Raw genomic sequence first — 13,416 nt, forward strand, 5'->3', positions numbered from 1 at the left:
ATTTTCTTACGGTTTATTTATAAACTCATCTAAAATCTCTGTTAAATCAGGCTTACCGATTTCTTGCAGAGCGTATTTAACTCTAGTATATGGTTTATTAATATTCAATACTCTGGATAAATCAATAGGTGTAGCAATAACAACGCTATCGCATGGTGTATTTTCAATGGTAGCTTCTAACTCCTTTATCTGAGTATTACTATAACCCATAGCTGGTATTACTTCCTCTAAATGAGGGTTATTTTTATAAACATCTTTAATGCTACCTTCAGCGTATTCGGCAGGTTTCACTATTTCAGCAGCTCCATACTTTTTGCTGGCAATAATACCAGCACCAAAACTCATTCCTCCATGCGTTAATGTAGGACCATCTTCAACCACCAACACTCTTTTTCCAGTAATTAAAGAAGCATCCTCTACTTCTACTGGCGAAGCTGCCTCAACAATAGTTGCCTTTGGATTTATAGCTATAATATTCGAACGTAATTGATTTACATCATCTGCATTGGCACTATCTATTTTATTGATGATAATTACGTCCGACATTCTAATATTAGTCTCACTAGGATAATAACTTCCCTCATCTCCTACCCTATGTGGATCTGCAACCGTTATCATTAAATCAGGTTTGTAAAAAGGCATATCATTATTTCCTCCATCCCAAACAATTACATCGCAGCCTTTTTCATCATCCTCAGCTTCGCGTAAAATATCATGATAATCAACACCCGAATAAATCACATTTCCCTGCTTAATATGTGGTTCATACTCTTCCATTTCCTCAATGGTACAGTTATTTTTTTGCAAATCAAGAACCGATGAATAACGTTGAACAATCTGATCTTTTAAATTGCCATAAGGCATAGGATGACGAATAACCACCACTTTTTTTCCTTTGCTCTTCAGGTATTCAGCAACCTTTAATGAAGTTTGACTTTTCCCACAACCTGTTCGCGTAGCACAAACGGCTACCACAGGTTTTAAACTGTTGAGCATGGTATTTTTAGGACCTAACAACCTAAAGTCAGCACCTGCCGCCTGAACAACAGAAGCCAAACTCATCAATCTTTTATAGGAAACATCGCTATACGAAAAAACACAAACATCCACGTTTAGCTTTTTAATCAAGTAAGGCAAATCCTCTTCTTTTAAAATAGAAATACCGTAAGGGTAGTGCTTACCTGTTAATTCAATAGGATAATTTCTATCTGCTATATCAGGAATTTGAGTAGCCGTAAAAGCAACTACTTTATAATCATGATTATTTTTAAAATATACATTGAAGTTATGAAAATCGCGTCCAGCGGCACCTAGTATTATTACATTTTTCATCTGCTTAAATTTTATTTCTTTTGGCCAGATGGAACTCGCCATAATGGTGATCTTCCGATGCCTGATGGCAGGCAGGTAAGAAAAGCTGTCTTGCGGCTCGTTTCATTGGTTGGGGCTTTTTATTTTCAACACATAAAGTAAATGAATTTATTGTAAGCTTATCTATTTCTTTAAGCAAAAATTACATTCGCAGGTAAGAAAATCAGCTATATTGGTAACTTTACACTATGAATTTTCTGGCACATATATATTTATCTGGCAAACCCAGCCCTTTAATGATTGGCAATTTTATAGCCGATTATGTAAAAGGTAAACAGTTGGAACGTTATACTCCAGAAATTCAGCAAGGTATTCGTTTGCACCGTAAAATAGATGCTTTTACGGATAAGCACGAGATTGTAAAAAGAAGCACTGCTCGCTTTAAACCTTGCTATCAACGATATGCTTCTGTAGTGATTGATGTTGTTTACGACCATTATCTGGCTAAATTTTGGAACAATTATTCTGATGCTGAATTAAACCAATATGTTACCGAAGTACATAATTACTTTCTGAAGCATTATTTTACTTTGCCCAATCGGGTTAAAGGCTTTTTGCCTTTTTTAATCAAAAGTAGACGATTGGAAACCTACAAACACATGTGGGGCATTGAGCGCTCTTTAGCGATCATGGCCAACCACAGCTCTCTACCGGCAAAATCAGACTGTGCTATTAAAGTCATGGAGGAGCAATACGATGAAATACATCATGAATTTGATGCCTTTTTTGTTGATATGAGAAATATGGTTCAATCTGAAATAGCTACACTAGCCACTGACCTTTAACCATCCTATCTTTGCCAAATAAATCTTTACGCAATTGTATATTTTTAAACCCTAACGAAATCATTAGGTCGCAAGTTTCCTGACCTAAACCCTCGTTTATCTCAAAATAAAGTAAGCCTCCATTTTTTAATAGCTTTGTAGCTAACTGACTAATTTTTCTGTAAAAAATAAGCGGATCCTGATCGCTCACAAACAAAGCCAAATGTGGTTCAAATTCTAATACATTATCCTGCATCAAATCCTTCTCAAGCTCGCGAATATAAGGAGGATTGCTAACCACAACATCCAATTGCAATGACGATTCAATATCCGATTTTAAGACATCTTGTAATTTGAAATTAACCTTTGTGTCATTTAGTACAGCATTCTGTTTTGCAACATTCAAGGCTTCTTCCGAAATATCCCAAGCGCTCACTTCGGCTTCGGCAATATTCTTTTTTAAGCAAATGGGAATACAACCAGAACCTGTACCAATATCAAGAATATTTGGCTTTGTTAGCTTGTTATCCTCAATAATCCATTGCACTAATTCCTCTGTTTCTGGACGAGGAATTAATACATGCTCATTCACCTGAAAAGTTAGACCATAAAACTCTGTATTTCCAATAATTTGCTGAATGGGTTTATGTTGTTTAAGTTGCGATAGTGCTTCCTCACAAAACAATTGCTGTTCCTCATTCAATACTTGGTCATCCTTGGTTATTAAATCAACTTTTGAAAACCCCAGAACATGCTCAAAAATAATCCAAACGAAATTTCGAATCTCCTCCACAGGATAAAATCCTTTTAATTCAGCTTTAAACTTATTCGAAACCTCTTTAACCGTGCTAAGTGCAATCATTTACATGTATTATTTTTGTGATGCAGCAAAATTAACCATTTTTGTATAAGATTGGTCCATTTCAGAGATGAGCTTATTTTGTATCTCTATTAAAATTGGAAGGATAGCAGAACTATGGATAAAAAATACATGCAACGCTGCCTCGACTTGGCAAAAATTGGTCTAGGAAACACCTACTCAAACCCAATGGTGGGCTCAGTTATTGTGCACCAAGGCAAAATAATTGGAGAAGGTTTTCATCATAAAGCAGGTGAACCACATGCAGAAGTTAATGCTGTAAACTCTGTTAAGGATAAATCTTTACTTACGGAATCTACCTTATATGTAAACCTAGAGCCTTGTGCACACTTTGGCAAAACACCTCCATGTTCGCTTCTGATAAAAGAAAGTAAAATACCCAAAGTGGTTATTGGTTGCACAGATACTTTTTCGAAGGTGGCAGGTAAGGGTATTGAAATGCTGAAAGAAGCAGGTGTTGATATTACGGTAGGTGTATTGGAGGAAGAAAGCCGAGAATTAAATAAGCGCTTTTTTACCTTTCATGAAAAGAAACGACCCTATGTAATTCTTAAGTGGGCGCAAACCTTAGATGGTTTTATCGATATGGATAGAACAGAAGAAAACTATGGTCAGCCCACATGGATAACCAATGATTTTGCTAAAAAATTAGTGCATAAATGGCGTAGCGAAGAGCAGTCTATTTTAGTAGGAACCAATACGGCCATCAAAGACAATCCTTCTTTAACTACCCGAGAATGGTCAGGCAATAATCCTACCCGAATTTTAATTGATCGTCAAGGTAGAGTTCCTGAGTCGCATCACCTTTTTGATGGATCAGTTAACACCATTGTTTTTACCGAACAAGAGAAGGTTGATAAAGAAAACCTGCAATACATTAAGATAAACTTTAACGAGAATATTATTACCCAAATACTCCAAGAGCTTTATAAAGCCAACTTACAATCTGTAATTATTGAGGGAGGTAAACAAGTATTACAAAGTTTTATTGATAGTAACTATTGGGATGAAGCTCGTGTATTTATAGGTGATAAACTATTTGGGAAAGGAGTAGATGCACCAAGTGTTAATGCCGAAATACAGATTCAGGAAGAGGTTGGAAACAGTAAATTATGCTTTTACAGGAATAATGGAGCAAAATAGTATGTTTTTTAAATGCGAAACTCTATTTTTAGGCAAAGCGAATACTTAAACTCTATTTTATGTGGTGGAATGAAAACTGGGATTCACTCGTTTACACCTTTCTGATAACATCTTATATCATCTCCATTTTTGTGGTGATTGGAGTGATGATTCTTGAAAATCGCAGCCCATTAAAATCGCTATCATGGATATTGGTTCTGCTGCTATTACCTATACTTGGTGGCGTACTATACTTATTTTTTGGCCAAAACCTCAGAAAGGAGAAAATCATTCGTCGTAAAGGACTTAAAAACCATGAGTATCTGCAGAACCTAGCCAATTCACAAACCAAGAAACTGGCTGAGCTTCACGGAGAACATGGCGATATAGTAGAAGAGAAAAAACGTATTATTCAATTACAATTAAATAATAGCCATTCGGTAATCACTTCAGGTAATAAGTTAGAATTATATAACGATAGCAAAACCAAGTTTGACTCCTTATTTGAGGAATTAAGAAAAGCTAAACACTTTATTCATCTACAATATTACATCATTGAAAAAGATGAAGTAGGAATGAAACTAAGAGATATTTTAGTTCAGAAAGCAAAAGAAGGAGTTGAAGTAAGAGTAATTGTTGATGATGTTGGCTCTTGGAATATAAAGAAAAAAGATTTCGAGAACTTGCGTAAACAAGGCGTTCATATTTACCCCTTTTTAAAGGTGATGTTTCCTGCTTTTACCAGCAAGCTGAATTATCGAAACCATAGAAAAATAGTGGTTATTGATGGATTAGTAGGTTTTGTTGGTGGTGTAAACGTAGCCGACAGGTATATTCATGGTAGTCCTGAATACGGTATTTGGCGCGATACCCATTTGAAAATTGAGGGTGATGCAGTCAACAATTTACAAACTATTTTTTCTATCGATTGGTATTTTGTGAGTCAAGTTGAATTGGCCGATAAAAAATATTACCCAAGCAAAGATGCCCTTGGAGACAAGATAGTACAAGTTAGTTCTAGTGGACCAGATACCGATTGGCCAGGCATTATGATGGGCTTTTTTAAGTTGATTACCACCGCTAAAAAATATGTATACATTGCCTCGCCTTATTTTATGCCCAACGAAAGTGTTCTGATGGCTTTAAAAACTGCGGCTATGGGTGGAGTGGATGTGCGTATCATTATCCCTGAAAAATCAGATGCTTACATCACAAAACTATCATCCATGTCGTATCTAAAGGAAATGATGCAGACCGGCGTTAAGTTTTACTTTTATCAGAAAGGATTTATCCATAGTAAGGTGATTGTTTCGGATGATATGATTGCTTCGGTAGGTTCAGCCAATATGGATTTCAGGAGCTTTGAGCAAAACTTTGAAGTAACCGCTTTTGTGTACGATAAAGAATTTGCCATACAAGTTAAAGAATCGTTTATTGAGGATTTTGCAGACAGTAGACGTGTAATCCTTTCGGAATGGCGCAAACGACCTTTAAAGCAAAAAGCCAAAGAATCACTGGCCAGGTTGCTAAGCCCGCTGTTGTAGCTAATTTTCTTTCAGCAAATAACTTTGAATAAACTCGGTTACTTCCGAAACTTCACCTTTAGGCGTAGCCAAAACTACATCGGTACTTAAGGTGGTATCTAATTCAACAAAGGACAGCTCTGGATAAATATGGCTTCGTTGTATACTCGATGGCACTATGGAAACACCCAATCCATTTCGCACTAATTGAATGATAGAATTAATATTGTTTGATTCGTGTACAACATTTGGAATAAACCCATACTTAGAACATATCTCCATTAAAGATTGATAATACGATGGAGCGTAATCTTTATTATAAAACACAAAAACCTCATCTTTCAGATGCTTTAAATCTTCTGCTTTTTCCGTAGAGATATTCCGTTTATTATACACTAGAGCATACGAATCCTTATACCACAATTGTGTATCTATATGGGTAGATATTACAGGAGCCCTTAAAATCCCTAAATCAACTTTATGTTGTTCCAACGCGCTTATCTGTTTGTTTGTGGATGTTTCGTATAGTTTAATATTCAGGTAAGGATATTTCTTGATCAAATGCTGCACCAGACTCGTAATAGTTTTCGAAAAAGTAGAGCTAATATATGCAATCCGATATTCACCGCTTACGTTTTCCGAAATCTTTCGGGTTTTTAAAACTATAGCTTCTAGTTTTTGTATTTGCAAAGTTATTTGCTCCTTAAAATACAACCCAGCTTCCGTTAAAGCCACCTTTTTATTATTGCGCTCAAATAATTGAGCTCCAATTTCATTTTCCAGTTCTTTAATCTGTCTACTCAATGGTGGCTGAGAAATATAAAGCCTTTCAGCAGCCTTAGTAAAGTTGAGTTCTTCGGCAACAGCCAAAAAGTATTTTAGGTGACGTAATTCCATATTATACTCATAAGGTATTAATAATTGACAAAATAAGTCTTTTTAACTCATTATACGAATCTATACTTTTGAAATAGTATCCATCACTTAAAAACTAAAGGATGAAAAAATCGAGCGTACAAGAAATTAAGGAACGTTTTGACCATGATGTAGAGCGTTTCTCAGAATTAAACACAGGGCAAGCAACTACAATAGATGCTACGGTTTCACTTGAACTATTAACCGAAGCAGCTAAACGGATTAAACCTGATGCCACTAATTTATTAGATATTGGATGCGGAGCTGGAAATTACACCTTAAAAATGCTAAGTAAAATTCCTCACTTAAATTGCACCTTAATAGACTTAAGTCAAGCCATGTTAAACAGAGCACAGGAAAGAGTATCTCCGCTAACCAATACGCAGGTAAGCTGTATTCAATCAGACATTAGAGAGCTTAAATTGTCCGAAAATAAATATGATATCATATTAGCGGGAGCTGTATTACACCACTTACGTGATGACAACGATTGGGAAAATTCTTTTAGAAAATTGTATGCATTGTTAAAACCAGGAGGTTGTTTGATGATTTCAGATTTGATTATTCAGGAAAGTGATGCCATAACCACATATACCTGGTTTAGGTATGGTGATTATTTAGAGGATTTGAAAGATAAGGCCTATAGAGATTTGGTTTTTAATTACATTGAAAAGGAAGATACCCCTAGATCCATGACCTATCAATTAGATTTAATGAAAAAAGTTGGTTTTAGAACAACTGATATATTGCATAAGAACATGTGCTTTGGGGCATTTGGGGGTATTAAATAATTTTGAACAACAGACAAAATATGACAAACATGAACAAGCAAAAAATTCCCTTTTTCATCTCTCTTATTCTCTTAATATTTACAAGTAATGGAGTAAGCCAAACAACAGATAAAAGATCATTATTTTTAGAAGAATTAACCTGGACAGAAGTTCAGGATTTTATAATTAATGAAGGTTCTTCCATTATAATACCTACGGGAGGTACGGAACAAAACGGGCCACATATGGTGCTCGGAAAGCATAATATTAGAGTAAAATATTTAGCCGATAGAATTGCTCAAGAACTGGGAGATGCGTTGGTAGCACCGACTATTGCATATGTACCTGAAGGTAAAATAAACCCCGCGGAAGGCTGGATGAAATATCCTGGAACGATTAGCTTGCCCGAGGAGTATTTTATTAAACTTCTGGAGTACACTTGCCGAAGTTTAAACCAGCATGGCTTTGTAGATATCTTCTTAATAGGAGATAGTGGTGGCAATCAGAATGGATTGAAAACAGTTTCTACAATATTGAATAAGGAATGGGCTAGTTCAGATACTAGAGTTCATTTTGTTTCAGAGTATTACGGAAAGCCATTTATGCAAGTGAATGATTCCTTAATTGCTGCTGGTTTTTCGCCTGAAACCGTAGGAGCTCATGCAAGTATTGTTGACGTTTCTTTAATGCTAGCCATTGATTCAAGTGGCGTAAGAAGAGACAAACTTAAATATGCAGATTTAAGCAAAGAAGAAAAATTAGAGTTAGGCTTTTCAGGCGATCCATCTAAAGCAAGTATTAAAATTGGTGAGCAGATGATACATAAAACCATAAAAGCTAGCGTAGCTCAGATGAAAACTTTGAAGGTTAAAAACCGACTTAAAGAACAGTAGATATAACCCCGAAAGCTTAAATCTTGGCAATAAAATCAGTTAAATTTTCATTTTTATCCAAGCCAAAACGTTTGCGTAATCTATATCTTGAAACATGAACACTTGTAACTGAAATACCCAAAAGGCTAGCCATTTCTTTACCTGAAAAATTTAGTTTTATCAAGGCACAATGCTTACGCTCCGTTGGACTTAGCTCTGGGTATTTCTTTTGCAGATGTTCATAAAATCCACTATTTACGGCAATAAAACGACTATTAAATTCATTCCATAAGCCCACCGTTTCCGCATTTAAAGTTTTCAGTATAGTTTCAGTCGATTGGTCTCCTTTTGATGTTTCACGCAGTTTCTCGGCCAAGGTATGAATCGTTTCTTCTTTTTCTATCAGCTTAAGTGTAAAAGCAGTTAACTCCTTATTTTTTATATCTAAAGCTTCTTTGGCTTTCTCTTGTTTTTCTTGGATAAGCTCTTTCTCCAGACCAAACTTAGTGCGTTGTTTTTTTATTTGATATAATAAAAAGAAGATAACTAATGTGCCTATTAATACGATTAAAATTATTCTAAAAATAAAGATGCTTTGACGCTGATCAGAGAGTAATTTTTCCTGTTCGAGTAAGGCTATTCTTTGTTGAACTACTTCTTCTTTATACTTGTTTTTTATTTCTATAAGTGAATTATTGCGGACACTTGTGGCACCAAAATATGCATCGCCTAACTCCTTAGATTGCCGAAGACTTAAATAGGCTTGTTTAAATTGTAATGAATTAAATTGAGCCAATGCCTCCCGTTCTAAAATATCCGTACGCAAACTATTGTGGTATCCATATTTTTCGTTGTAGTGTAAGGCTTTTTGATAATACGAAATGGCTGGTTCAAATTTGTTTTCCTTTAAATAAGCATTTCCCAGGTAATAGTAAACCACACTAATAAACCCTTTCAAACCCTCGTACACCTTATCGTCTAACATCTCATCTAAAATAAGCCTTTCAACATCGTGCAAAATCATCTTGGCTGTATCTGTCCTGCCAATTTGAGTATATATAAAAGCCTGCTCCGAACGGTGATAACTGTCAAACACCTTAGGTCGATTCATGATTTCACTAATCACCTCATTTGTATCCAAATGATTTAAAGCTAAATCGTAATGGGCAAACTTTCGGTAATGCGTGGCCAAGGTAAAATGTGCTCCCGACAATCTTTGCTGACTAATTTTGTTTTGCTTATACAAATGCTTCACAAGCTCAAGGGAATGTATGAGGTACTCACGAGAAATATTCTCCTTACCAAATTCTTGATATAAAATGCCCAAGTCGGCCTTTATGGTAGCCATGGAAAGGCTATCCTTAATCGCTTCTGCTATGGCCAAAGCCTGTATAGAATAATCAAAGGCATCTGCAAAATTTTGCTTGCGCCCTTGTATCTTACCAATGCGTATACTGCATACCATAGTAATGGAATCTTGCAAAAGCTCTGCTGAATCTATCAGAGATTTATAGAACACCAAAGCCGAATCTTCATCGGATTTTTCCAATGCTTTAGCCTGTATTAAAAACGCATGCCTCTCTTCTTGAGTTTGTATAGCTATATCTGCGTTAATATCTAACACTGAAATAAAGACAAGGTAAAGTAGTAGTAGATGTTTATTCATTATTTTACTGATAGTGTACAATTTATAACAAAACAAAGCTATGTATTACTTTTTAATTGTATTGATTTTTAAAGCACTAAAATGGTGTTTGTATAGATTTTTCTCATGTTAAATATGAGTATAAGCTTATACTTTCCACGTAATATTGTAATCATAAAACGCCATGACTGAATCTAACGGAAAAATAAAGATGGCTTTAATATCAGTATTTCAACATCCTTAATTTTCTTATCTGAATATGGATAAACGAGATGTTGAATTAATGCCTAGAATATAATGATATCAGCAATACAAAATAAAAATATAGAGTTATGAAAATGAGAATTCTTCTACTTGTTGCCTTTGGTATATTTTATACACTACCAGCACAAAAATTGGTAAAAGCCAATGATCCAGTGTTAGATTTTTTAAATCTGAAATTTGGCATGTTTATTCATTATAACACGGGTACCTACCATGCCGAGCAATGGGCCTACCCTTTCCACGATCCCAAAGATTTTAAACCCTCCGCATTAGATTGTAATCAATGGGCTTCGGCAGCCAAGTCTGCAGGCATGCAATATGCTGTTTTTACCACTAAACACCACGATGGTTTTTGCTTGTGGGATACTAAAGTAAGCAACTACGATATAGCATCGGCTGAGAAGGAGTATAAAAATATGGATATTGTAAAAGAATATGTGGATGCTTTTCGTAAGGCAGATATTACCGTTGGTTTGTATTTTTCGGTATGGGACAGACATCACGGTATTCAGCATGGAAATATTAACGAGGAAAACATTGCCTTTACCAAGCAACAACTAAGCGAATTATTAACTAATTATGGCGAAATAGCTTGCATTGTGATTGATGGGTGGGGTTCGAAATGGGGCAATGGACCAGACTTTAAGGAATTACCCTATGCTACCTTAGCCGACCATATTCACTCAATTCAACCTAATTGTTTGGTGATAAACCATAGCTGTCGTACAGATTTAAGCTTAACGCAATTGGCGCATTACGAGGCTACTCACGGGCAGCATTGCCCATTTGACAATACAGTTCCATCGCAGCAGGGGCCAACTATACAGCCAGCTTGGTTTTGGGAAAAGCATTTTGCTAATCTGGAATTAAAATCGGTTGAAGATGTAAAAAAAGAATTAAATTTTGCCAACACACATTACGCTAACTACCTATTAAATGCAGCGCCAAACGACAAAGGTTTAATGGACGATAATGTTATTGAGCGTTTAAAGGAAATAGGAAAAGCCATCACCTTGTCAGAACCTTTAACAGAATTACCCAAAGTTGAGTCGGTTCATAAAGGAGTAAAAGCAAAAGCAAGTAGTTACAACGGAAAAGAGTTTGCTCCAACTAATGTAATTGATGCAAATTTATTTACTCGTTGGCAATACAAAGAAGGCGATAAAGAACCTTGGTTAGAGTTGGACTTTGGCTCACCTCAAACATTTAATAAGGTAATTTGTGGAGAGTTCAGAAAAGGTATTGAAGCCTTTAAAATTGAAGCTTTAGTTGATGGTAAATGGGTGTTATTAACTGAGGGAAAACAAATGACTTTTAATTATAATCGTAGTTTCCCAGATGTTACTGCACGTAAATACAAACTTACTATTCTTAAAGCTAGCCAGCTCCCTAAGGTGGCAGAGTTGACGTTTGTTAAATATTAAAAATCCATATAAAATGAACTCAAAATATATCTTCAGCTTACTTTTTCTTTTTTGTATAACAATACCCTCAAAATCGCAGCAGAATGCGCCTAGTGTTGAACAAAGTAAAGCGATGTTGGATGCGCAATATCAAAAGGATTGGGCTGAAATTGATAAGAGACCATTACCTGCTTGGTTTAACAAAGCCAAGTTCGGTATTTTTGTGGTTTGGGGGCCGTATTCCGTTCCTTCTTATGCACCTGTTGGCCCTAACGGTTATGCCGAATGGTATTGGGCTCGTTTAAAAAATGAAGACCCAGATATAGTAAAATTCCATGAACGTGTTTATGGCGATACTAAAGTAGAGGATCTGATTCATGACTTCACTGCTGATTTTTTTAATGCTGAGGATTGGTGTAATCTGTTTGCTGAAAGTGGTGCCAAATATGTGGTAACCACAGCCAACTATCATGATGGTTTTGCCATGTATCCAACGGGGTATGCCGAAACAGAATCTACCAAAAACTGGAATAGTGTTGAGTTAGGACCTAAACGCGATGTAATTGGAGAGCTCAATAAAGCTGGAAATAAAATGGGTTTAAAAATGGGTATCTACTTTTCACTGTATGAATGGTATCATCCTTTATGGTTAAGCGATAAGGATAAGTTTGTTACGGATCATTTTCATCCTAAGTTAAAAGAAGTAGTTAACCGTTATGAACCATGGAGCATATTTTTTGATGGCGACTGGGGTATGTCCGGAAAACGATGGCGCAATAATGAGCTGGCCAAATGGTTGTATTACGATTCTCCTGTGAAAGACAAAGTAGTAGTTAATGACCGATGGGGAAGTTCGCGAGGTATTAATGGAGATGTTTTTGAGAGTGAATATGGCTATGGAAAATGGACTTCTCCTCATCATCCTTGGCAAGAAGACAGAGGCATAGGACAAAGCTATGGCTATAACCGAAGCGAAGATATTCATGATTATAATAGTGCCGATGAACTGATTGAACAACTTTGTTTAGTAACAGCTGGTGGTGGTAACTTTTTGCTATGTGTTGGCCCAACCGCAGATGGTAGAATTCCCGTAATTATGCAGGAACGTTTATTACAAATGGGTAATTGGCTTAAAACAAATGGTAATGCAATTTACGATGCTAAAGCCAATCCTTTTTGGCCAAGAACATTTGACTGGGGAACAATAACGACGAAGGAGGATACACTTTTTATGCATGTTTTTAATCCTGAAACAGCAGAAATTATATTAGATGGATTTGCTGGCAAAGTTACTTCGGCCAAATTGCAAGGTATAAATGGAAATAGCAAGGTGAAATTTAAACAGAATAAGGATGCTATCTCACTAAGCTGGGATTTTAAAAACAACCAAAACGATGTGTCAGTAATTAAACTGGTTACTGAGGGAACATGCAGTTATGATACGATTCAAAGGCAGTATAAAAACGGAGATTTATTTTTAACAGCACGTGCTTTTAACTATTCTAATCCTAATATTAAACCTATGTATGGAGGGTTTAGAGACCGTATGAAAGTAATAGGTTGGAAAAATGCCAAGGACTCCGCCTATACAGATATTATTATTACACAACCTGGCACATATAAGGTTTCTGTTAGTTATATGGCTACCAATAAAAAGCAAACGGGTAGTGAAATTATAATAGAATTGGCCAACAAATCGTTATACCATACAACCGTTTTGTGTAAGGAAAATAAGGACTATATTTTTGAACCAAAAACATTAGGAGAAGTACAATTTAATAAACCCGGTAAGTATTCGGTTCGGATAACTGGCAAACCCAATGGCACTTGGAATGAATTTGGACTTCAATCATTCAAATTGCAGAAGGTAGGAGATAAAAAATAAAT

General features: G+C 35.8%; 11 protein-coding genes. 7 read left to right on the forward strand and 4 right to left on the reverse strand.

The window, feature by feature from the left end; all coding sequences use genetic code 11:
• Positions 1-6: 6 nt before the first annotated feature.
• Positions 7-1,332: a cyclic 2,3-diphosphoglycerate synthase gene (locus A8L32_RS09240; RefSeq protein ID WP_198931751.1), complete on the reverse strand. Its 1,326-nt coding sequence runs from the start codon at positions 1,330-1,332 to the stop codon at positions 7-9.
• Positions 1,333-1,559: 227 nt separating this feature from the next.
• Between A8L32_RS09240 and A8L32_RS09245 the strand changes: the two genes are divergently transcribed.
• Positions 1,560-2,156 carry an ACP phosphodiesterase gene (locus A8L32_RS09245; RefSeq protein WP_066630043.1) on the forward strand — a complete coding sequence of 199 codons (597 nt, stop codon included), beginning with the start codon at positions 1,560-1,562 and terminating at the stop codon, positions 2,154-2,156.
• On the opposite strand, the gene prmC is transcribed toward A8L32_RS09245, so the two are convergent.
• Entirely contained in the window at positions 2,134-2,997 is an 864-nt protein-coding gene (gene prmC, locus A8L32_RS09250) for a peptide chain release factor N(5)-glutamine methyltransferase (RefSeq protein WP_066630044.1), read from the reverse strand. The genes A8L32_RS09245 and prmC overlap by 23 nt on opposite strands.
• Before the next feature lie 114 nt (positions 2,998-3,111).
• Between prmC and ribD the strand changes: the two genes are divergently transcribed.
• Positions 3,112-4,158 carry a bifunctional diaminohydroxyphosphoribosylaminopyrimidine deaminase/5-amino-6-(5-phosphoribosylamino)uracil reductase RibD gene (gene ribD / locus A8L32_RS09255; RefSeq protein WP_066630045.1) on the forward strand — a complete coding sequence of 349 codons (1,047 nt, stop codon included), beginning with the start codon at positions 3,112-3,114 and terminating at the stop codon, positions 4,156-4,158.
• Between the two features lie 59 nt (positions 4,159-4,217).
• The gene (gene cls / locus A8L32_RS09260; protein ID WP_066630046.1) at positions 4,218-5,681 is read left to right on the forward strand and encodes a cardiolipin synthase; all 1,464 of its coding nucleotides are present in this window, start codon (positions 4,218-4,220) and stop codon (positions 5,679-5,681) included.
• Here cls and A8L32_RS09265 read toward each other — a convergent pair whose 3' ends face one another.
• Positions 5,682-6,557: a LysR family transcriptional regulator gene (locus A8L32_RS09265; protein WP_066630047.1), complete on the reverse strand. Its 876-nt coding sequence runs from the start codon at positions 6,555-6,557 to the stop codon at positions 5,682-5,684.
• A 101-nt stretch (positions 6,558-6,658) separates the two neighbouring features.
• Here A8L32_RS09265 and A8L32_RS09270 point away from each other — a divergent pair, with 101 nt between their 5' ends.
• Together A8L32_RS09270 and A8L32_RS09275 are read left to right on the forward strand one after the other, a co-directional pair.
• Positions 6,659-7,366, forward strand: a complete 708-nt coding sequence (locus A8L32_RS09270) for a class I SAM-dependent methyltransferase (protein WP_066630048.1) — start codon at positions 6,659-6,661, stop codon at positions 7,364-7,366.
• A 29-nt stretch (positions 7,367-7,395) separates the two neighbouring features.
• Positions 7,396-8,238, forward strand: a complete 843-nt coding sequence (locus A8L32_RS09275; protein WP_066630049.1) for a creatininase family protein — start codon at positions 7,396-7,398, stop codon at positions 8,236-8,238.
• Between the two features lie 16 nt (positions 8,239-8,254).
• Here A8L32_RS09275 and A8L32_RS09280 read toward each other — a convergent pair whose 3' ends face one another.
• Positions 8,255-9,883: a tetratricopeptide repeat protein gene (locus A8L32_RS09280; RefSeq protein WP_066630050.1), complete on the reverse strand. Its 1,629-nt coding sequence runs from the start codon at positions 9,881-9,883 to the stop codon at positions 8,255-8,257.
• Positions 9,884-10,194: 311 nt separating this feature from the next.
• On the opposite strand from A8L32_RS09280, the gene A8L32_RS09285 reads away from it, so the two are divergent.
• Positions 10,195-11,550, forward strand: a complete 1,356-nt coding sequence (locus A8L32_RS09285; RefSeq protein ID WP_198931752.1) for an alpha-L-fucosidase — start codon at positions 10,195-10,197, stop codon at positions 11,548-11,550.
• A gap of 13 nt (positions 11,551-11,563) precedes the next feature.
• Entirely contained in the window at positions 11,564-13,414 is a 1,851-nt protein-coding gene (locus tag A8L32_RS09290) for an alpha-L-fucosidase (RefSeq protein ID WP_075590473.1), read from the forward strand.
• Positions 13,415-13,416: the final 2 nt, after the last annotated feature.

This window comes from Labilibacter marinus, from assembly GCF_001659685.2.
Classification (GTDB): Bacteria; Bacteroidota; Bacteroidia; order Bacteroidales; family Marinilabiliaceae; genus Saccharicrinis; species Saccharicrinis marinus.

Excerpts from the sequence above, each read along its gene's own strand:
- A8L32_RS09265 (WP_066630047.1), bottom strand. The coding sequence starts at position 6,557 with ATGGAATTACGTCACCTAAAATACTTTTTGGCTGTTGCCGAAGAACTC.
- ribD (WP_066630045.1), top strand. The coding sequence starts at position 3,112 with ATGGATAAAAAATACATGCAACGCTGCCTCGACTTGGCAAAAATTGGT.
- A8L32_RS09290 (WP_075590473.1), top strand. The coding sequence starts at position 11,564 with ATGAACTCAAAATATATCTTCAGCTTACTTTTTCTTTTTTGTATAACA.
- A8L32_RS09280 (WP_066630050.1), bottom strand. The coding sequence starts at position 9,883 with ATGAATAAACATCTACTACTACTTTACCTTGTCTTTATTTCAGTGTTA.
- prmC (WP_066630044.1), bottom strand. The coding sequence starts at position 2,997 with ATGATTGCACTTAGCACGGTTAAAGAGGTTTCGAATAAGTTTAAAGCT.
- A8L32_RS09270 (WP_066630048.1), top strand. The coding sequence starts at position 6,659 with ATGAAAAAATCGAGCGTACAAGAAATTAAGGAACGTTTTGACCATGAT.
- A8L32_RS09245 (WP_066630043.1), top strand. The coding sequence starts at position 1,560 with ATGAATTTTCTGGCACATATATATTTATCTGGCAAACCCAGCCCTTTA.
- cls (WP_066630046.1), top strand. The coding sequence starts at position 4,218 with ATGTGGTGGAATGAAAACTGGGATTCACTCGTTTACACCTTTCTGATA.
- A8L32_RS09285 (WP_198931752.1), top strand. The coding sequence starts at position 10,195 with ATGAAAATGAGAATTCTTCTACTTGTTGCCTTTGGTATATTTTATACA.
- A8L32_RS09240 (WP_198931751.1), bottom strand. The coding sequence starts at position 1,332 with ATGAAAAATGTAATAATACTAGGTGCCGCTGGACGCGATTTTCATAAC.
- A8L32_RS09275 (WP_066630049.1), top strand. The coding sequence starts at position 7,396 with ATGAACAAGCAAAAAATTCCCTTTTTCATCTCTCTTATTCTCTTAATA.